The 21,141-nt window shown below is 29.2% G+C and carries 25 protein-coding genes; 18 read left to right on the top strand and 7 right to left on the bottom strand.

Annotated elements, in window-relative coordinates; translation table 11 throughout:
• Positions 1-5 precede the first annotated feature (5 nt).
• Positions 6-926 carry a DMT family transporter gene (locus CLJU_RS12155; protein ID WP_013239116.1) on the bottom strand — a complete coding sequence of 307 codons (921 nt, stop codon included), beginning with the start codon at positions 924-926 and terminating at the stop codon, positions 6-8.
• A gap of 206 nt (positions 927-1,132) precedes the next feature.
• On the opposite strand from CLJU_RS12155, the gene CLJU_RS12150 reads away from it, so the two are divergent.
• The 11 genes from CLJU_RS12150 to CLJU_RS12100 all read left to right on the top strand — a co-directional run bounded on the left by CLJU_RS12150 (position 1,133) and on the right by CLJU_RS12100 (position 11,023).
• Complete coding sequence (locus tag CLJU_RS12150; RefSeq protein ID WP_013239115.1) at positions 1,133-2,140, top strand: LytTR family transcriptional regulator DNA-binding domain-containing protein; 1,008 nt, start codon at positions 1,133-1,135, stop codon at positions 2,138-2,140.
• Positions 2,141-2,283: 143 nt separating this feature from the next.
• Positions 2,284-3,126, top strand: coding sequence for an ABC transporter ATP-binding protein (locus tag CLJU_RS12145; protein WP_013239114.1), 843 nt, complete (start codon positions 2,284-2,286; stop codon positions 3,124-3,126).
• On the top strand, positions 3,126-3,860 hold the full coding sequence (locus CLJU_RS12140; protein ID WP_013239113.1) for an ABC transporter permease: 735 nt from the start codon (positions 3,126-3,128) through the stop codon (positions 3,858-3,860). The genes CLJU_RS12145 and CLJU_RS12140 overlap by 1 nt, the downstream gene beginning before the upstream one ends.
• Positions 3,861-4,158: 298 nt before the next feature.
• Positions 4,159-6,111 (top strand): GTP-binding protein, encoded by a 1,953-nt coding sequence (locus CLJU_RS12135; RefSeq protein WP_013239112.1) that lies wholly within the window; start codon positions 4,159-4,161, stop codon positions 6,109-6,111.
• 627 nt (positions 6,112-6,738) lie between these two features.
• Entirely contained in the window at positions 6,739-7,182 is a 444-nt protein-coding gene (locus tag CLJU_RS12125; RefSeq protein ID WP_013239111.1) for an NUDIX hydrolase, read from the top strand.
• A gap of 47 nt (positions 7,183-7,229) precedes the next feature.
• Entirely contained in the window at positions 7,230-7,775 is a 546-nt protein-coding gene (locus tag CLJU_RS12120) for a GrpB family protein (RefSeq protein WP_013239110.1), read from the top strand.
• Between the two features lie 129 nt (positions 7,776-7,904).
• Positions 7,905-8,375: an NUDIX hydrolase gene (locus CLJU_RS12115; RefSeq protein WP_013239109.1), complete on the top strand. Its 471-nt coding sequence runs from the start codon at positions 7,905-7,907 to the stop codon at positions 8,373-8,375.
• Between the two features lie 257 nt (positions 8,376-8,632).
• Complete coding sequence (locus tag CLJU_RS12110) at positions 8,633-9,355, top strand: class I SAM-dependent methyltransferase (protein WP_013239108.1); 723 nt, start codon at positions 8,633-8,635, stop codon at positions 9,353-9,355.
• 21 nt (positions 9,356-9,376) lie between these two features.
• On the top strand, positions 9,377-9,598 hold the full coding sequence (locus CLJU_RS21355) for a hypothetical protein (RefSeq protein ID WP_013239107.1): 222 nt from the start codon (positions 9,377-9,379) through the stop codon (positions 9,596-9,598).
• A gap of 35 nt (positions 9,599-9,633) precedes the next feature.
• A complete protein-coding gene (locus tag CLJU_RS21350) occupies positions 9,634-10,146 on the top strand; it encodes an aminoglycoside adenylyltransferase domain-containing protein (RefSeq protein ID WP_013239106.1) in 513 nt (170 codons plus the stop codon).
• A gap of 262 nt (positions 10,147-10,408) precedes the next feature.
• On the top strand, positions 10,409-11,023 hold the full coding sequence (locus tag CLJU_RS12100; protein WP_013239105.1) for a sugar O-acetyltransferase: 615 nt from the start codon (positions 10,409-10,411) through the stop codon (positions 11,021-11,023).
• 111 nt (positions 11,024-11,134) lie between these two features.
• Here the strand turns inward: CLJU_RS12100 and CLJU_RS12095 are convergent, their stop codons facing one another.
• Positions 11,135-11,326 (bottom strand): hypothetical protein, encoded by a 192-nt coding sequence (locus CLJU_RS12095; protein ID WP_023161870.1) that lies wholly within the window; start codon positions 11,324-11,326, stop codon positions 11,135-11,137.
• 467 nt (positions 11,327-11,793) lie between these two features.
• On the opposite strand from CLJU_RS12095, the gene CLJU_RS12090 reads away from it, so the two are divergent.
• From CLJU_RS12090 to CLJU_RS12065, 7 genes are all read left to right on the top strand, one after another.
• Positions 11,794-12,300 carry an MFS transporter gene (locus tag CLJU_RS12090; RefSeq protein WP_013239104.1) on the top strand — a complete coding sequence of 169 codons (507 nt, stop codon included), beginning with the start codon at positions 11,794-11,796 and terminating at the stop codon, positions 12,298-12,300.
• Complete coding sequence (locus CLJU_RS12085) at positions 12,219-12,860, top strand: MFS transporter (protein WP_013239103.1); 642 nt, start codon at positions 12,219-12,221, stop codon at positions 12,858-12,860. Before CLJU_RS12090 ends, CLJU_RS12085 begins: the two co-directional genes overlap by 82 nt.
• Before the next feature lie 56 nt (positions 12,861-12,916).
• Entirely contained in the window at positions 12,917-13,096 is a 180-nt protein-coding gene (locus CLJU_RS12080) for a hypothetical protein (protein ID WP_144289729.1), read from the top strand.
• A 153-nt stretch (positions 13,097-13,249) separates the two neighbouring features.
• Positions 13,250-13,990 carry a class I SAM-dependent methyltransferase gene (locus CLJU_RS12075; RefSeq protein WP_013239102.1) on the top strand — a complete coding sequence of 247 codons (741 nt, stop codon included), beginning with the start codon at positions 13,250-13,252 and terminating at the stop codon, positions 13,988-13,990.
• Between the two features lie 297 nt (positions 13,991-14,287).
• Complete coding sequence (locus tag CLJU_RS22040; RefSeq protein ID WP_023161867.1) at positions 14,288-14,434, top strand: hypothetical protein; 147 nt, start codon at positions 14,288-14,290, stop codon at positions 14,432-14,434.
• 149 nt (positions 14,435-14,583) lie between these two features.
• Positions 14,584-15,270, top strand: a complete 687-nt coding sequence (gene sigI, locus CLJU_RS12070; protein ID WP_013239101.1) for an RNA polymerase sigma-I factor — start codon at positions 14,584-14,586, stop codon at positions 15,268-15,270.
• Positions 15,260-16,216 carry an anti-sigma-I factor RsgI family protein gene (locus CLJU_RS12065; protein ID WP_029169946.1) on the top strand — a complete coding sequence of 319 codons (957 nt, stop codon included), beginning with the start codon at positions 15,260-15,262 and terminating at the stop codon, positions 16,214-16,216. The genes sigI and CLJU_RS12065 overlap by 11 nt, the downstream gene beginning before the upstream one ends.
• A gap of 42 nt (positions 16,217-16,258) precedes the next feature.
• Here the strand turns inward: CLJU_RS12065 and CLJU_RS12060 are convergent, their stop codons facing one another.
• The 5 genes from CLJU_RS12060 to CLJU_RS12040 all read right to left on the bottom strand — a co-directional run bounded on the left by CLJU_RS12060 (position 16,259) and on the right by CLJU_RS12040 (position 21,108).
• A complete protein-coding gene (locus tag CLJU_RS12060) occupies positions 16,259-17,488 on the bottom strand; it encodes a 4Fe-4S binding protein (RefSeq protein WP_013239099.1) in 1,230 nt (409 codons plus the stop codon).
• Positions 17,489-17,601: 113 nt separating this feature from the next.
• Entirely contained in the window at positions 17,602-19,407 is a 1,806-nt protein-coding gene (locus tag CLJU_RS12055; protein ID WP_013239098.1) for a DUF2207 domain-containing protein, read from the bottom strand.
• A gap of 13 nt (positions 19,408-19,420) precedes the next feature.
• Entirely contained in the window at positions 19,421-19,900 is a 480-nt protein-coding gene (locus CLJU_RS12050; protein WP_013239097.1) for a dihydrofolate reductase, read from the bottom strand.
• Between the two features lie 273 nt (positions 19,901-20,173).
• Positions 20,174-20,569 (bottom strand): DUF1284 domain-containing protein, encoded by a 396-nt coding sequence (locus CLJU_RS12045; protein ID WP_013239096.1) that lies wholly within the window; start codon positions 20,567-20,569, stop codon positions 20,174-20,176.
• On the bottom strand, positions 20,563-21,108 hold the full coding sequence (locus CLJU_RS12040) for a biotin transporter BioY (RefSeq protein WP_013239095.1): 546 nt from the start codon (positions 21,106-21,108) through the stop codon (positions 20,563-20,565). The genes CLJU_RS12045 and CLJU_RS12040 overlap by 7 nt, the downstream gene beginning before the upstream one ends.
• Between the last annotated feature and the right edge of the window lie 33 nt (positions 21,109-21,141).

Genomic DNA, 21,141 nt, shown 5'->3' with positions numbered 1-21,141 from the left:
TGTTATTATTTTGAATCCCTATTTACTATAAAAATTCCTATACATACAAGCACAAGAGCTGCAATGTTTTCAACATTAAAGATACTTTCACCTAAAAATATAGAAGATAGAATGGTACCTGCCACAGGAATTACAAAATTAAACATGGAAATAAATCCAACCTTATTATATTTTAATAGCACTGTCCAAATTGAAAATGCGGCAGCTGATAGTATTGCTAAATATAATAAAATAGCAGTAGAGCCAATTGTGAAGTTTGTCACGTAGCCTTTATTGAAAAGTCCAAGAGCTAAAAGAGCTAAACCGCCTATAAGGAGTTGATATCCTGTTACAAGCACTGAATCTATATTTTTGCAGATTTGTTTTCCGTAAATTGAAGATGCAGAAAATACAAAGGCAGATAATATGATAAAACCTTCACCTGTAAATTTAAAGCTAAAACTTAAAAGTTCACTGCTGAAATTTACAATTAGTACCCCAATAAAACCAAGTATACAGCCTATAGCTTTTTTAGTATTTATCCTATCATTTTTATACAAAAAATGGGCCAGTACTACACTGAAGAATGTACCAGTGGAATTCATTATAGAGCCTTTTGAACCCGTTGTATTAGCAAGTCCAATATAAAAAAATATGTATTCAAGAGTAGTTTGAGTCAAACCAAGTAGTATAATCTGTTTGACATTTTTTTTAGTTATTGAAAATATGTTTTTAGAAGAAAATAGAGCTACTATCAAAACAATTAATCCTGCAAGTATGAATCTGTAGCCGGCAAAAGACAATTCTGAAAATATATCTTTTGAGCCTATCTTAAAAAGGGCATACCCACTTTTAACTCCAGGGTAGGCACTTCCCCATAGTATGCAGCAAAAAGATGCAAGTAGTATTACTATTTTTTTATTTGTAAAAAAACTTTTGTTGTCCAATTATGTCAATTCCTTTCTTTAAGCAATAATTATATTATACATTTTTTTAAAATTAAGTGAAGGTAAAATTTTGGATATAGGTTAAATAAATGTTGAGTTACAATTATACTTAATTTATAATTGTACTGTGATATTTGGAAATATTTTAAAAGAGTTTTATAGGTTGACTTCACCAATCTAAATATATCGTACAAGGATGGTTAGTTTTGCTGGAAATAAGTGAGTTATATAAGGTAAAAGGTGATATTGTAATAAATAATATAACATTTAAAGTTACAAAGGATAATTTGATAAATATAGAGTGTAGCGATCAAATAAGTGATTTATTGATTGATCTTATTTTAGACAAAGAGGTGCCTACTAAGGGGAATATATATATTCATGGAGAAGGTAACAAAACTTATATAAGAAAAAATATGAAACACATAGGCGTTGTATTTAGAAAAGAAGGTTTTTATGAAAATATGACTGTAAAATCCTATATGAAATTTTATAAAAATATAGCCAATTCTAAAGTTAATTATAAGGAAATGATGGCAAAACTTGCTCTTATAGATATTGAAAATACTAAAATAAACAAGCTTACTTATTCTCAAAAAAGGAGACTTAGTTTTGCAAGAGAATTGCTTAAAGAACCTAAGTTTCTAATATTTCAAGAACCTATACTTAATATGGACAGATATGATGCAAAACTTATAATACAAAATATGGATCAATTAATTTCAGATGGCGTAATTGTAGTCAATACTTCTGTATCTTTTAAGGATATACTACTCCTTGGAGGAAAATCCTATAGCATAGATGAAAATGGATTAAAAGAAATACAGGGAGAGGAAAACGGCCAGGAAGAATCAGATAGGGGAGATGAGACAGTATATAAAATTGAAAAGATTCCTGCTAAAATTGATGAAAGAATGATTCTCTTTGATCCTATGGAAATAGATTATGTAGAAAGTGAACAGGGTGTAAGTAACTTAAACATAAAAGGAGAAAAGTTTCCATGTATGCTGCCACTTACAGAGCTGGAAAAAAGGCTAAAGCATTTCGGATTTTTTAGATGTCATAGATCTTATTTGGTAAATCTTCAAAGAGTACGTGAAGTTGTGATGTGGACAAGAAATAGTTATAGTTTAAGTCTCGATGATAAAACTAAAAGTTCTATTCCACTTTCAAAAGGGAGAATGAAAGAGCTAAAAGATATCCTAAATATATGATATTTTTAACTCAAAATGTGAAAATTCAGCTCTAAAAAAGCAGGATTCATAAGTTGTATTACTCTTTTCATGTTGATTTTATGGTTTAATAGCAGCATTTGTATAATAATTAACCATAGTAAAACTGAAAGGAGTTTTTAGCTATGGAAAATATTATTTCTATTAAAAGTCTTAGAAAAGATTTTGGGGAAAATACAGCAATTAAAGATTTAACTCTGGATGTTAAAGAAGGAGAAATATTTGGATTTTTAGGACCAAGTGGAGCTGGAAAAACTACTACAATTAAGATACTTACATGCCAATTAGTGCCAACAGGCGGTGATGTGAAAATATTTAATAAAAGTTTGCGTTCACAAAAAAAAGATATTTTTAAAAATATAGGAGTGCTTTCAGATAATAGTGGGTTATATGAAAGACTTACAGTTGAAGATAATTTGATGCTATTTGCAAATATAAACGGAGTAAAAAAGAAAAATGTAGATGAAATACTTGAAAAAGTGAAAATGACAGAGTATAGAAAAAGGGATGTGAAGAAACTATCTAAAGGAATGAAACAAAGACTTATGATAGCAAGAGCAGTGATTCACAAACCTAAATTGTTATTTCTTGATGAACCTACGTCATCTTTAGATCCTGGCACGGCTTTAGAAGTTTACAAACTGCTTCTTGAGCTTAATAGAGAAGGGACAACTATATTTTTAACTACTCATAATATGTATGAAGCTGACAAGCTGTGTCATAGAGTAGCTTTCTTAAATGAAGGAGAGATAGTTGATATAGGAGCCCCTAAAAAATTAAAGTTAAAATATGCAAAAGACAATATTAAAGTTGTCTTAAGAGATAATGAAGAAGTAACCGTGAAGAATAATAGGGATGGAGCAATTAAAATTAAAAACTGGATGGAAGATGGAGAGATTTTATCCATTCATTCAATGGAGCCAAATCTTGAAGAAATATTTTTAGATATTACAGGGAGGGAATTATAATGGAATTTTCAATGAGAAGAGTAAATGCATTATTTAGCAAGGAGTTAAAGGAACTGCCTAAGAATATAAACGTACTTTTTATGGCTGCACTTCCAGTAATATTTTGTGCTATATATTTAAAGATATTTAGAAATGTAATGAATTCACAAGAAGGGAAAATATATATTTTAAATACCATACTTAATATGAATTTAGTTATGGTGGCTACACTTATAATGGCTATGTTAATAGCAGAGGAAAAGGAAAAAAATACATTGAAGACTCTTATGTTAACTTCGCTTTCTCCCGCAGAATTTTTAATTGGAAAGGCACTTATAACTATTTTTATTTCAGTAATTGTAAATATAGCTATATTTTTCATGTTGAAAATTCAAATGCAGTATTTGTTAATGTATTTTATTATAACGATTGTAGTTTTAATTAGTATGGTAGAAATTGGAGCTGTAATTGGAATTGTATCTAAAAATCAAATGGCAACAGGGACTATTGGTACCCCTCTATGCATGTTTCTATTTATGATACCTTTGCTTTCAGGATTAAATAAAACTTTTTATAAAATTGCAACTTTGCTGCCAAATTACAATTCAATGATAATTCTTAAAAAAGTTTTTGATGGCAAAAACATACTTGAAGGTTCTGGTTATAATATATTTGTAATTTTTGCATGGATAGTAGGTTCATCCTTGGTTTTTGCGTATGTTTATAATAGAAATGGAATATCAAGTGATTCTTAGGTTCAGATGGAGTTTGCTTATAAGGATGACTTTCTCCAGCTGAACCTTATTAACAGTATTCTTAGTGTCTTTAGCACTTAGAATACGTTATCCTTTAAGGGAAGAACTTATCCAGGCACGTAGCAGTGATTATCCCCCACTTTGATAGAAGATGGGGGTTTTAGCAATGATAGCGATCGGATATATTATTTTCAGTTTTGTTTAGCTATAATAGACGTATAAAATATTGTTTTTTTTATGCTACAATATATTAGAATGAAATGTACATACATTATACATCTTTTAAGAGGGGTAGCATATGAATAAGACAATTGGATTATTTGCTCATGTAGATGCAGGAAAAACTACTTTAGCTGAGCAGATTTTGTATCATACAAAGAGTATTAAAAATTTAGGAAGAGTAGACCATAAGGATTCATTTTTAGATAATAATGACATAGAGAAGAATAGAGGAATTACCATATTTTCCGATCAAGCTGTATTTAAGTATAAATCTTCTAATTATTATTTGGTAGATACACCTGGACATGCCGATTTTTCATCTGAAATGGAGAGGACTATTGAAATAATGGATTATGCCATTGTTATCATAAGTGCAGTTGAAGGTGTTCAGGCACAGACTGAGATAGTGTGGCAGCTTTTGAAAAAACATGGGATACCTACATTTTTCTTTATAAATAAAGTAGATAGGATTGGAGCAAATGTAGAAGGTATACTTAAAGATATCAGAGTAAACTTAACAGAAGATGTATGTTTTATTTCTGAATCTGTACAGTTAGATAAAATCAGTAAAGAGATTATGGAGTTTGCAGCAGAACGCAGTGATAAACTTCTTCAAAAATATATAGAAGAAGATTTTGAAAATCAGCTGTGGCTGAATTCTATAAGAGATATGATATTTAGGAGTAAATTATTTCCTTGTATGAGTGGCTCTGCCCTTCAAGATAAGGGAATAGATGATTTTCTAGAAAAATTAGATGTGCTTACTTTTACAAATTACAATGATAGAGAAAAATTTCAAGGAATTGTGTATAAAATACGCCATGACAAGCAAAAAAATAAAATTACTTATATAAAAATACTAGAAGGTACTTTAAAAGTTAGAGATGAAATTGCAGTGAATACATCTCAGGATTGCTATGAAAAAGTAACACAAATTAGGATCTGTAATGGTGACAAATTTAAAACAGTAGATGAAGCATCAGCAGGAGAACTTGCTGCAGTATCAGGCCTATCAAATTCAATTGTAGGGTGTGGACTTGGAAATTGCCATAGAAAAGTTAATTATGAGATGGTTCCAGCGTTAAAATCAAGAGTAATATTTGACAAAGGTTTAAATGAAAAAGATGTATTAGCTTGTTTTAAAGTTTTAGAAGAAGAAGATCCTGCGCTTAAAGTAAGTTGGAATGAAAAGCTAGGTGAAATACAGGTAAATATTATGGGAACAATTCAGCTGGAAGTACTTAAAGAACTAGTAAAGGAAAGATTTGATTTAAGCGTAGATTTTGGACCTTGTGAAATTTTATATAAAGAAACCATAGTAGAAGCTTCTTATGGCTGCGGACACTTTGAACCTTTAAGACATTATGCAGAAGTATACCTTAAATTGGAGCCAGGAGAGAGAAATAGTGGTATTTCATTTTACAATGAGTGCAGTGCAGATGACTTAGACATAAATTATCAGAAATTGATAGGCAAACATATCTATGAAAGAGATCATCATGGTATTTTAACAGGCTTTCCCATAACTGATATAAAAATTACACTTATTACAGGAAGATGCCATGTTAAGCATACCTGTGGGGGAGATTTTAGAGAGGCAACTTTTAGAGCACTTAGACAGGGACTTGAAGGTGTGAAAAACATACTTTTAGAACCCTATTATAGATTTAAGATTAAGGTAAGTGCAGATTATATGGGAAGAGTTTTATCTGATATACAAAAGTTAAAAGGCTCTTTTGAAAATCCTAATAATTTGAATGGTGAAGTTATTATAACAGGCAGAGGGCCAGTATCTACATTTATGAATTATGCTGTGGATTTTACCTCTTTTACAAAAGGAAGAGGTAAAATTAATTTTGTATTGGATGGATATGATATTTGCCATAATGAAGAAGAAGTTATTGAAAAGATAGGCTATGATAAAAATGCAGATATTGAATATACATCTACTTCAGTATTTTGTTCTAAAGGACAGCCCTTTTTAGTAAAAGGAGATAGAGCAAGAGAATATATGCACTGCTTAAAGTAGATTTTAGTTTTTAGAAAATCATTTGAAGGGGTATTTATAAGAACTTGCATACCACTGTTTGGTGAAAAAATAGTATATTCTTGGAAGGATAGAGCAAAAGGCTATCCAAAGGAGCTTGCAATAAAGAATATTAAAGAAAGTCTGCAATCAATTGATAGTACTCAAACTGAACTTTATATCCAAAGGTAAAATTCAACATTAATATATGAGCATATTGCAAATTTACAAAAGAATATATTCTTAATACTTCTTGCTTTAAATAAACTATACTTTCCTACATTTAAATGGATGTATAAATCACTTGAGACTTTTAAAATTAAACCTGAAAATATTGAACAAAGATTTAGAGATATTTTTACCTATCCACCAAAGGAGGCATATGAGAATACTTTAGTTATTATAATGGAGACCTTAGATATAATAAATGAAGTATATCCAGAACTTAATACAAGTGTAGTTTTAAGTAAACTAAAATCTGATCGAATACCTCATGACAATCCGGTTAATATTTGGGTTTAACTATCTTTAACGACGTAATATTCTTATTATTGTTTATTAAGTTGCAACTTTAAAAATATAAAATATTATGCAAGAACTATAAGTTAATATAAGAAAGTGGGGGTAAGTATGAGAGCACCATGTCAAGTTTTAGTATTTCCTTATTATATAAATGATAAAGGTATAGAATATGCTATATTTCACAGAAACGATGAAGATTGGTGGCAAGCTATTTCTGGTGGCGGAGAAGATGGTGAAACGATAATGGAATCGGCTAAAAGAGAAGCATGGGAAGAAGGAGGAATTTCTAAGGATTTACCATATGTGAAGTTAGACACAGTTAATTCAATTCCTGCTGAAGAATTTGCAGATAGTATTTATTGGAATGAAAATATCTATGTTATACCTGAAAATTGTTATGGAGTTGAGATAATAGATAAGCAATTAATACTTTCACATGAACATACAGAATATAGGTGGATGAGCTATAATGATGCTATTTCATGTTTAAAATGGGATGGAAATAAAGTAGCACTTTGGGAACTTAATAAAAGACTTAGCAAGAAAATTTAATTGTTAAGATGGAATGCTCTTATTCTACGATATTAGGAGGAGTAATAATGCAAGGAGTTGAGCGTCATAAGGTTAGACTATTGCCTCATTGTGAAGAATGGAAAGAGGAATTTGAAGAAGTAAAAAAACAATTGAAAGAAATTTTCGGGGATAACGTAAATTATATACAGCATGTAGGCAGCACCTCAATTAGTGGTATCTACGCTAAGCCAATACTTGACATTGCTATAGTACTAAAATCATTTGAAGATATGAACATAGAAGGAATGAAAAAGGCAGGTTACGATTATTGTGGTACACAAAACAACAAAAAGAATAGGTATCTTTTTGTTTTAAGAGGTGAAGGAGAGATTTCATTAAGGCACATTCATTGTTATGAATCAAACAATGTTGACTTTTATTTTGTGACACGGTTCAGAGATTTCCTAAATGAGCATAAAGAGTATGCTAAAGAGTATAGTGATTTGAAAATATCTTTAGCAAAGCAATACCCGGATGATAGGAATACATATACAGATAAAAAAGAAAGTTTTGTAAGAATGATATATCAAAAAATTGATTCAGGGAAATACAAGGGTGACATAATCAAATAAGCATAATTAGAAATTATTTTACTGTGGAATATTCTTAATATAATTCACTAATCGTAAAATCATCATATATGAACCATTATAATTTATGATGAAGAAAAGAATGTTTATATAATGAACAGGAGTATGTATGTGGAAGATAAAGATATAGTATTTAAAACCAATCAAAGTTGCTTTGTTTATAGGGTTGCGGCAATTATTATCAAAGACAACAGGCTACTTATGGCAAAACATGAAGATTATCCATGTTATTATACAGTTGGGGGAAAAGTTAGAATAAATGAAACCTCGGAGGAAGCCGTTATCCGCGAGTCCTATGAGGAAACAGGAATTGAATTTGAAATTGATAGACTTTCCTTTATCCAAGAAAGATTTTTTCAAATAGCGGGAAAACATCATCACGAAATTGTGTTTTTTTATTTAATGAAATACATTGATGGAATAAATATTTTAGATGCTACATATACCGACCAAGGTGAAAAGGAAATTTTACAGTGGATACCTATTGATGAATTGGAGCATATAAATATTGTGCCTAACTTTTTAAAAACTAATTTAACCAAAATAAATGAAAATATTATTCATATTATATCGAAAGAATAGTCTTGTTAAATGAGTATGACCATAGTTCACAATGCTCTTATATTGATTATTAAATTGCAACTTTAAAATCAAATGGAGGTTAAAATGGATATTTCATATTTTTTAGATAACATAAAACAATGGGTAAATCAAAATGAGGACATAAAATTATTAATTTTATTAATGACTTTGGAAAAGTAAATTATATAACATACAGATAAATGGTAAATTTGTAAAGGAGATTATATGATAGATTATAGTGAACAAAATAAAAAGGCTTGGAATATAATGCATATGATTTTTGGGTAAATACATCAGGAAAACCATATGATAGAGCTAAGAAAGATTTAGAAGATCCGATAAGAATGTTGAAAAGATATGCAGGCTATTTTGATACTTATGAAGGCATTAAAATTGCTAATATTTGCGGTTCATGTGGTAAAAAAGCAATTCCATTAGCAATTTTGGGTTCAGAAGTTACAATCTTTGATATTTCAGAAGATAATAAAAAGTATGCACTTGAAGTTGCAGATGAAGCCAATGTTGATATTGATTTTATAGTTGGTGATGTATTGAAAATTGATATGAACAAATATGAAAAATATTTTGATGTGGTCTTTATGGAAGGAGGAATCCTTCATTATTTTCATGATATCAACCAATTTATGAAAATAATGCAGCAGCTTTTAAAAACAAATGGAAAAATGATTTGTAGTGATTTTCACCCGTTTCAAAAAATATCAGATATACTAGGGCTAGAACAGCCGACAATGAGTTATTTTTCAACAGATGTATTTGAAGGTGAAATGGCTCATGCAAGATTTTTTCCAGATGAGATTCGCAGACAAATGCCATTATGTAGTTATAGAAAATATACCATTAGTGAAATCATTAATGCAGTTATAGAAAATGGATTTACTCTTAATAGATTTGACGAACATCCATATTGGACAAATGAAGATATACCTGGAGAGTTCACAATTATAGCAAAGAAGAATTAGGTGTAAATAAGGAGAATCAATATGAATGAAAAAATTCCTAATATCCTAAGGTCTATGTTATATGAATATGAGGCAAGTTTAAAAAAATATTTTGGAAGTAAGATATTTGGTGTGTACCTCTATAATTCTGTTGCTTTAGGTGGTTTTGATAAGGATAAAAGCGATATTGACTTTATTACAATACTAAACAAAGATTTTGAAGACAAAGATATATCAATAGTAACTCTTATACATAATGATTAAATAGTAAATTTAAATATGCTAAAAGAATGGAAGGTATGTATCTTACTAAAAATAAGGTAGGAAAACCTAATTCCGAAATAGAACCTTATTTATATTTTTGTGATGAAAAATTTAATAGTTATGGTTATTATGATATAAATTATGTTACTTGGTGGACATTAAAATATAATGGAATACCTATAAATAGTCCTAATGTTAGCAGCCTAAATATAAATGTTCAGTGGAATAATATTGTAGAAACAATGAATTATAATTTAAATAGTTATTGGAAAAAGAAATTGTGTGAAAAGAATATATTTTTATCAGATGAATGGATTGAATTTGCTGTTTTGACATTATGCAGAATATTATACACCCTTGATAATAAAAGCATAGCTACTAAAATTGAATCTGCTAAGTATACAATAATGAGTATTCCTGATGATCAACGATCAAAACACAGGTTGCCTATTGAAAGTTTAAATAAGACTTATATAATTCCAGAGTTTTTTAAAATTAAAGTATTAGGCAGTATAGTCGGTATTGAACATATTGTTACCAAAGAATAATATCGATGATTTTATGCATAACTTTTAGTTCGGAATCTGAAATTTAGGTGAATTAATCAATAAATCTAAATATATAAATGTTCTTTGACAATTGAATAATACGGTGTATCATATAATTAATGTAAGTTAATACAGAATAGTAAATTATTGTTCATCAATTATAAAAGATGTTTACACCTCCATTGTCTTGTTAGTGTGTACAAAGTAGGATAAAATAACTTATATTATGAATATTAAGATATAACGAAAGGTAGGTACAATCATGAATCAAAAAGAAAGAATGTTGGCTGGTTTTCCATATAAGCCGTGGTTAGATGGATTATCAGAAGAACGAATAGAGAATAAAAATAAGATATATGAGTATAATCATTGCAAACCAGACGAAAGTGCAAAAATGGATGAATTAATAAGAGATATTCTTGGTAAATCGGGTATAGGTATACATATTGAAGTACCCTTTCATTGTGATTATGGAAAGAATATTGAAGTTGGAAATAATTTCTTTGCAAATTACAACTGTATTATTTTAGATTGTGGAAAAGTAATCATAGGCAATAATGTACTATTTGCTCCAAATGTATCTTTATATACAGCAGGTCATCCAATACATCCTGATTCTCGTAATTCTGGATATGAGTATGGCATTAGTATAAGCATAGGAAATAATGTTTGGCTCGGGGGAAATGTTGTTGTAAATCCTGGAGTTCATATCGGTAATAATGTTGTTATCGGTTCAGGAAGCGTTGTTACCAAAGATATTCCCGATAATGTAATAGCAGTTGGAAACCCATGCAAGGTTATTCGTGAAATTACGGAAGAAGACCGCAAGTATTATTATAAAAGCTATGAATTTGATGTTGAAGATTACAGAGATTAATTTTTTAAAGTAACTGAAAGTTAATTATATATTAAAGTGATGAGAAAAGAACCATCCTTCCGCTGGAATAGAAAGATGGTTCTTATTATAATTTAACTACTTATTTATCTTTTAAATATTACTGCCCATCTTTTCTGCACAAATAAGATAATCAGTAGATAATATATCGCCTTTATTGAGCACACCTGGAACAACTAACTGACCTCTATCTGTCCATTTTTGATTAGAAAGAATTAGTTTATATGTGCTAATAATCCCATTAAAGGCAGATTCACTATTTTCTTCTCCACAAACCAGAAGCATACTCTCCGTTACATTTAGTTTCTTTTTTCCAATTATAAATGAATAAAGTTCTTATTTAACGTAACAATTAAAAAATTAATAATTTACTGAAACGCCGTATTATTTTAAAAATTTTATGGCATTTTTTATGTTCGTAAATCAAAAATTATATGTATTATGAACATAAATTTGAATGTATAGATGCTATTTGAAAATTGAATAATGCTGTGTTCAAAAGTAAAGTTATTTTATACTTGTTCCAATAAAGTGTAAAATTAGATCTATGTAAATATGGTACAATTATTATAAGTTAATGTAAAATAGAAGCATTATTGGCATAAATAATATCTATAGGAGTGAATAGGAATGACGTTAAACATTGTTTTAACTCCATGCAAAGTCATAGGGTAGAGCTTGCATGGAGGAATGATCTACTTGATTTTGACTTTGCATTTTCAATATTAATATTGAAAAGGAGTAAAGTTGAGATGAAAAATAATTATTTTAATAGTGAACTAAAAAATTTTTATATATTTATGATAGGACAATTTGTATCTCAGTTTGGGAACAAGCTTACAAGTTATGGATTGATTCTCTGGTCATATAAGCAAAGTGGATCTGTTTTGTTTATGTCATTACTTTCGGTATGCTATTTGGTACCAGAAGTATTATTTAATTTTATTGCAGGCACCATTAGTGATTGCTGGAACAAGAAAAAAATTTTGTTGATTTCAGATGTTATAGCAGCTATGTTTTCATTGAGTATAATTCTTATGATGATTACAAATACACTTAAAATAGAGAATCTATACGTTATAAATTTTATGCTTGGAATAACGGATGCATTTCAAAATCGAGCTTCAGATGTTGTGGTATCTGCAATTCTAAAGATAATTATATTAAAACGAATAGCATGTTTAGCTTCTGTGATTCTTTTACAGGAATATTTGCCCCCATTGTTACTATTGCACTTTATGGGTTGGAGCCTATTATAGCTATAGATTTATCGACATTTGTTTTTGAATTTGTCGCTTTAGTCTTTTTTGTTAAAATTCCGTCAGTACATGTATCTAGAGAAATAAAAAAAGATGGTTTATGGAAACAATGCAAATCTGGTATGCAGTATTTATTTAAAAGTCGGGGCATATTCAGCCTTATTTTATTTATGGCGTTTGTCAATTTTATTGCAGCAATTTACAATACGAATCTGGGTCCAATGGTACTATCTAGAACTGATAATAATTACAATGAACTTGGAATTGTAAGCAGTACGGAAAGTATTGCAGTACTGATTGGCAGCCTTCTTGTTGCAAAAATGCCGCAGACATCTAAAAGGATACCTCTTATCTTAAATGTAATGACATTTTCATTCTTGTTTGGTGATAGTCTTCTGGGAATTGGTCACAATTATTATGTATGGACAATAGCAGTATTTGTCGGAAGTTTGCTGGTACCATTATTAATGGCTAATGTTGATTATATAATGAGAACAAAAGTACCATTTGAGATGCAAGGAAGAGTATTTTCAGCACGAATATTTTACAATATATGTTAATTCCAATAGGCAATCTGTCAGGTGTTTTTTTAGCCGATAAAGTGCTTGAGCCATATATGAAAAAATTCGATTTGATTCCAGCATTATTAGCAAAATTAGTTGGTAATAGTAATGGAAGTGGTATTGCTTTACTATATGTATGTGTTGGCCTCATCAGCTTTGTAGGATGTTGCTTATTTAGATTAAACAAAAGTATGAGAAAACTAGATGGTGTATGTAAAATGAGAGAGAATTAATTTGGATTCTTTATTTTTAAGAATTTAATTATAAAAGTCAAATGATTTACTAAAACACTTTTTATATCAATTAAAGCACAATCGTAAATAATTGCTACATAGAGGTTATTTAATTAATATTTTATAAATAGTAGTTTGCGGAGGAATAAGAAAATGATAAAAGATAGTTCAACCAAATGTTGGAATCAGGTGAATATAGACGAATGGATTGAAAAAGCCCAAACAAATGATTTTAGAATATATTACATAATGCCATACACATTAGAAAAACTTGGAGATATCAAAGGTAAATATATTCTTGATTTAGGATGTGGTGAGGGTGGTTATTCGAGAGCATTATCACATAAGGGAGCAATCGTTACGGCTGCTGACTGTTCAGAAGTTTTTATTGAGTACGCAAAAAATAAAGCAAAAGAAGAAGGTTTAAGGATTGAGCATTGTGTTCTTAATTCAAATACACTAAATGTAATTGACGACAATTATTACGATATAGTGCTTTGCTCGATGATGTTAATGGATGTTGAAGATTTGGATGGTACTTTAAAGGAAATTCATCGTGTTTTAAAGCAAAATGGAAAGGTATTCATTTCTATATTGCATCCATGCTTCAAGGGCAAAGAAACTAAATGGATGTTAAATAATGAAAATATAGAGGTACTTGTTTCTGATTATCATAATCCAAAAGAATGGGTTGGAGAAATCAAAGGAATGAATGCTCCAATTTTATATAGACATAGGACTTTGTCAGATTATATAAAAGCGTTTGTCAAAAATGGTTTTAAGTTGACTGATATGAACGAACCAATACCAACACAAGAACAGGCTCAAATGTCATCGAGAGTCGCTTGGTTGAAGAAAATACCGATGTATTTGTTTATAGAATTAGAAAAATAATTTCTTATTTGCAAAGTTAAGTTAATTCACAATATTCTTGTTATGTTCAACAATTATCAATAAAATAAGAATAAACTACATCATGAAACTTATATCCATGATATGGTTTATTTTTTGAAATGAGCAATGAGTCAACTTTATAATGTTATTTTTTCTTTTAATTAAGCAAGCTTATTATATTATAAAAAATGTTATTACGATAAAAGTAAAGCAGTAATTTTCTACACTAGTAAGAATGTAACAAACCATTGAGTTTACTACGTTAATTTAATTTTCTACAAAAAAATAGGTTATTATATGTATGAAGAAGAAGTCATTGAAAATATAGGCTATGATAAAAATGCAGATATTGAATATACATCTACTTCAGTATTTTGTTCTAAAGGACAGCCCTTTTTAGTAAAAGGAGATAGAGCAAGAGAATATATGCACTGCTTAAAGTAGATATATCCTGAAATGCCATAAATCTACTTGTACTTTTACATCAATCCCGTTTAACTATTCAGTGGAATATACGATGATTAAATATAATTTAGGGGGACACCCTTAAAATTTTTATTTTGTTCGTATAATTTTATAGATGAGGTGATGTAATGGCAGATATTGCTCATTTACTCCATGAAAACAGAGATGAATTTATTAGTGAAAATAAAAATTTTATATATAAATGTACTTATACTATTTCAAAAAGATATCTTCAATGGGAAAATGATGATGAACTGAGCATTGCTTTGATTGCATTTAACAAAGCTTGTGATAATTATACAGAAACAAAGGGAAATTTTTACGCATATGCAAAAATTATAATTAGGAATGCATTAATTGATTATTTTAGAAAAAATAAAAATTCACCTTTACTTACTTTTGACGATAGTGACTGCAGTATGGAAAAATTAAATAATGCCAATTCCATAACAAGTTTTCAATTGGAATTGGAAAATAAAAATAGAGCAGATGAAATTATTGAATTAAATAAAAAACTTATGGAATATAAAATCGATTTTAGCAGTCTTGTAAATAATAGTCCAAAGCATAAGGATACAAGAGACAGTATTTTAAAACTTGTGTTAAAGATATGCAGCAATAGTGAAATTAGTAATTTTGTATTGAATAAAAAGCAGCTGCCCGTTAAGCAAATTTGTATATATACTGGATGTAACAAAAAATTTATTGACAAGTGGAAAAAGTATATTATTGCTCTATTTATATTATTTAGCAGCGAAAATTTTATGTATATAAGGTCCTATTTAAATGTAAAAGTGGGTGAGAATGATGGGTAAAAAGGAAGGCATAGTAGTAAGTGTAGAAGGAAAATATGCTAATTTACTTACTCCTTATGGTGAATTTATAAAAGTAAAATCCAGTGGAAAAAGGCTTCATGTTGGCGAAAAATTTGAGGGAGATGAAGTTCTTCACAGATTAAGTTTTTTTAATACAAGAAAGATAATAGCAGCAGCTTGTATAATGTTTGTATTATTAATAGGTGGTGGTGTAAAAGCCTACTATACTCCTGCAGCTACTGTTTTAGTAAATATAAATCCTAGCATTGAGCTAAAGGTGAATTTTTTAAATAAAATCATTTCTTTTAAAGGGTTAAATGGTGATGGAAATAAAATATTGAGTGAAGTGAAAATAAATAATGACAATATAAACGATGCTTTAAAAGTAATAATTGATCAAGCTAAAAAGGATAAATTTATTGATAAGAATTATGCGAAAACTATATCAATTGACATTAGTGGTAAAAACATAGATGTTTCTGATTTCAAATCAAATATGGCATCTTCTAATTTAAGTGTAAAAATTGAAACTAATGGTAATATTATTTTAAATAATAAACCAAAGGATAATTCTACTAACAAGAACTTAAATAGCAGTGATAAAGCTGCTGCTAAAGAAAATACTCCAAGCAGTCAAAAACATTTAAGTGATAAAAAAGAGGATAAAACATTAAATAATAGCACCAGTAGTGAAAATAAATTTAAGAATGAAAGTAAGTCATCAAGTGTAGGCAATTCTTCAAGTGAAAGTAATTCTAGCTCATATAAAGAAAAAGACAAGAGTGGATCTAATGCAAAACAGCTACAAGACTCAGATAGCAGTAAAGTTAAAGAAAGTCAAAATTCAAATAAAAAAACTGAGGAAAATGTGAGTAGCAAGCAAAATGATAGCTCCAATAAAGATAATTCCCACCAGCAGAATTCTAATGGAAATAAGAAAAAATAAAAGAGCAAGACCTGTGGAAAATAATCTTACAGGTCTTACTCTTTATTTTTTTACAGCTTGGTTTAGTGCATTTTGTACTGCATCTGTAAACCCTTTGCTGCTATAGGTAGCTCCAGACACTGCATCAACAGAAGTTGATTGTGTTGAAATTATTTCACTAGGCAATGTACTTTCTACATTTTGATAAAACCTAGGTGTATCTTCTGTAGATACTGTTTGAGTATCAGTAATTTTACCATTTTTTATAGTAACAGATACTTTTGTTGTACCTCCTCTAAAGCCAGTTCCAGTTCCAGTATAAGTTCCGTCTTTATATTTACCTTGTACTGTATTGGAAGAAGATGTACTTGTATTCTCGTTGGAAGCACTTTCCTGGACCATAGTTTGAGTAGTAGCTACATTATTTATGGAAGAGGCGTTTTGCCTGCTTAACATAGTATTTCCCAGGTTTATAAGACCGTAAGTTCCAATAAATAGAGTTAAAGCAATTGAACATGCAAGTTTTGAATCTACATTTTCTCCAATTATGCTTACACTAGTATTTTTCCTAGGACATTCCTCTATGCATTTTAAGCAATTTATACATTCTCCACCATGTACGCTATTTGTACTATAAAGTTTTAATCCCATAGAACAATTATTTGTACATACCCTGCATTTACCACATTTATCATTAGGTTTTTTGATTTTGAATATACTTATTTTAGAGAACAGGGAGAATACAGCACCTAAAGGACACAAATATCTGCAAAAAAATCTTTCAATAAAAATATCGCCTAAAGTTATTAGAACTAAAAGTACAAAGCCTATAGTTAAAGTTGATATAACTTTAGAAAAATCAGTTATTTGAGCAAATGCATCCCAGGGACTTGTACCTTGTAAAAAATTACTTCCACTATTGTATCCAGCAATTAGAAGTAATAACAGCACTACGTATTTTACATATTTGAGTTTAGAGTCTAGTTTTTCACTTATTTTAAAATTAATTTTAAATATTCTTTTCGATATAATATGAACCCAATCATTAAAAGTACCGAAGGCACAAAACCATCCACAGAAAAACCTGCCTGCAAAAATAGTAAATAGTATACATATTGAAAATTCCAGTAACTGTGGGAATGCTTGAATGAAATTAAAGTTTCCTTTAACAATCATCTGAAAAATATTTTTTAATTCACTAAAGGCCATTATGTAAAGGCCGGGTAGTAAAAAAAATAAAATTAATTGTACAATGTGTCTTGTAATTTGTATTTTCCTTATTTTTTTTGCCATCTTTATAGCTCCTTTTCAATTTATAGTTTTGGTGTTTCACTATAAAATTAAATTATTATAGAGCTATTATAAAAGGATAATCTTAAAAATAGATTAAAATTAAATAATTTTGCTTAAAATCCTCCAGCTCCACCGCCTCCAGCCGCACCATCACTGCTGCTTCCAGAGGAATTATCTGATGAAACAATTGAATTACCTGAAGATCCTGTATTAAAAGAATTGTATATATTATTGCTAAAGGTGTCGTCTTTGTCAAAGGTAGAACTGTCAAAAATTAAATAGTAGTATAGCCATCCCATATCATCATCTGAAGGAGTTTTAAAAGAATTTCTAAGCTTAGACATACTATTTTGTTTTATATTTAAGGCTTCTGCATAGGGAATATAGGTTTCAATGGTGGCATTTCCTATATTATATTCTAAGTCCATATTTTGCACATGAGATTTAAATTTCATCCATTTTTTATATTGAGATTGTCCATAAGCACTTTTTTTACAGCAGCACATTGATCCATAGACAATCATAAAAATTGATATAATTAAGCTGAAGATACCTGCATGAGCTTCAGTCATAAGTGAAATAGTTGAAAAGATCAATTCAACTACAGCAAGAATAATTATAAATATTCCTGCTTTGGAAGCTTCAACATCATAATAATTTCGTGATTTGGCTTCTTCTTTTATAAGGTTTAGCCAGTTTGCAAAATTACTATGAGATGAGGATATTTTACAATGCTTTTTAATTTCCAGGGTACTTACATTTTGGCCGCTACCCATTATGTCAAATATCCAATGCATAAAGTATTTTTCGTGTTTTAATAGCAGCCAATCGGGTTCCTTATTTTTTATAATTAAGAAGTTTAGTTTTTTCTTAGCACCATCCAATATGTTTTTCTCAATAGTTAAGTAACCTTTTCTCCATAAGTCAAGTATTGTAGCGTAGATAGTTCTGCCGTTTATAGTTCTCGCAACTAAATAAGCTGCAACTGCAGGTGTACAATCCTCAGGAATTTCAACAGGGGAGTATGCACTATAAGATGTATCTTCAATTTTGTTGAGTTTTTTTGATGTTTTAAATATTAAGAAAAGGGAAAGAAAACACAATACTACACCTATAATGTTTAATATATTTCTTACAAATATAGCATGAGCTATTTTTTCTTGCTTTTGCTTTTCATAATTTGCTTCTTGACTTAAAATTGTATTTAGCAAATTTTTATTATTTACATTTTTACATAAAGGTATTAACTTGCTTGGAAAAAGCAACCTTACCTGAACGAGCTCCTTTGATTTTACATGAGGAAAGAAGTAATCTACATTTCCATTTCTTATAATGCATTCTCCATTTGCAATACCATGGTAATAAGCTTTTATATATTGCTTGTCAATATTTTCTGGAAGATTAATATGTATCTTTAAATTGTCTACTTTAGTTTCATTATAGTTTGACAGGTACGTGTAGTAAAATTCACCAGTATCATTATATTTTACTGATACATTTTTTATAGTATAGGTTATTTTAAAAGTTCTCTTTTCATTTTTTGAAGGACAGTAAATTTTAATTCCATATAAATTTGTACCTTTTGACAATATTTCAAATACACCATTATCTCCGTTTTTAACCTTAGAACTTTCTTTAAATGGAACTTCACTGCCATCATGTGATATAAGTGATACTTTAAGGCTTTTTATACCTTTGGTTCTTATAGTAGATATATCCCGGTAGGCTCCATTATAGTTATCTTTAAAATTGTAAGTTATAATTTCTTCTACATCTATAGAACCATCTTCTTTTATAGAGGTATTTACATTGAACATGGATAAGTCCACTCCACTTGAAGCGTAGGCTTTAAAAGAGTGAATGGAAATTGCAAAAAGTAATATAAAGGTACTTATTAAAAATTTTTTAAAAAAAGTCATTATTATTCTCCTATTAATTTTTTTCATAAGTTATAAAACTATATTTTATATTGCCATAACAGTGCTCTTTGAATTCGATTACATGGTAATTACTTTTGTCAAATTTAGGAAAATAGGTATCGCCTTTTTCATGAGAGTGAATTTTTGTAAGGTATAATTTATTACAGTAGGGGAGTAATTGCTTATAAATTTCTCCTCCACCTGAAACAAAGCTTTCTATAGGAGAATCTTTGTATTTTAAAACGTCTTCAACATGGTGGACTATTTCTACTCTTTCATCTAAAATATTATAGCTTTTATCTCTTGTAATGACAATATGTTTTCTTTTAGGAAGTATACATGGGAGGGATTCGAAAGTTTTTCTTCCCATTATAATGGATTTACCGTAGGTGATGTCTTTAAATCTTTTTAGATCCTCTGGTATATGCCAGAGTAGTTTATTGTCCCTGCCAAGTGCATAATCTTCATTTAAAGCTGCAATTATATGTAACATTATACGATTACCTCCTGCTTATTTAACACTAAAGTATATGTAAATAGTATACCATAATTTCTTATAAATTTTTACAAAAATATTATAGAGTTCCTAATTAATAGTTAGCTTATACGATATTATATAAGTTTAAATTTCAATTAGAAATTCTACAGATTTTCTGACTTATCAATGAATCTTGCTTAGTGGAAAAAGCGACTATCACCAAATCTTTCATTTGGTGATAGTCGCTTTCTCTTTAGAGTTTTGTTTCTTCCACTAAGTTTAGATGAATTACCTGATGGCTATTAGTCCTTCCTTACAATATCCATAATTAAACCATTGACATATACTGCATATATTTTTGAAACTTTCATAAGTTATTTTTTTGCGTATAATATCTAAAAGATCTCTATAGTAGTATACTTTATTTTTCTCTATTTGAAATAGATCTAATACTTTTTTGTCTAAGTGGTCCACTTTATATTGATGCTCACAGGATTTGTCGTCTATATTATGTGGACAGCAAGAACAAAGGATGTCTGTTTTGGCTATAATCTTCACCTGTGTGGAAGGATCCTTTTTTAAAGTATAAACAATCTTACCCATATTTTTAGTGAAATCTTTGCTATAACCGTAGCCCCTATATCCCTGGATACACAATAGATGATGAGCTCTTAATGTTAACATTTTATAAGATTTGTTTTTATGAGAGCGTCTCGAACTCTACTACATAATATATAAGCAATTATAACTTTTATGGTATCTAAAGGGATAAATGGAAGAGCACCTACTAATATGGACTTTTCTATTGTAATTTTTGTTATAAATGAAAGCTGAAGTACTCCAAGTGCATAACAAAATATTAATGAAAGAATTAAACCCACAATTGATTTAACAAAAGACAGTTCTTTTTCTGAAATTTTCCCTATGATGTAAGCTATAATAGGGTAAGCTATGAGATATCCTCCTGTTGGTCCTAATACTACACTTAAACCACCATGGAAGTTTGCAAATACAGGTACACCAACTGTTCCTAAAAGTACATATACCAATTGAGATAATGCACCAAGTTTACTTCCTAAGATTACTGCAGATATGTAAACTGCTAATATTTGAAAGGTTATAGGTACAGGACTAAAAGGGAGCGGTATAGAAATTTGAGCTAAAATAGCTGTTAAAGCTGTAAATATAGCTGTTGTAGTTATTTCTCTAAGTTTTAAGTTCATATTTTTCCTCCTCAACAATTGTTAACCTACATA

This window comes from Clostridium ljungdahlii DSM 13528, assembly GCF_000143685.1.
Classification (GTDB): Bacteria; Bacillota; Clostridia; order Clostridiales; family Clostridiaceae; genus Clostridium_B; species Clostridium_B ljungdahlii.
This window is presented reverse-complemented; position numbering and strand designations above follow the sequence as displayed.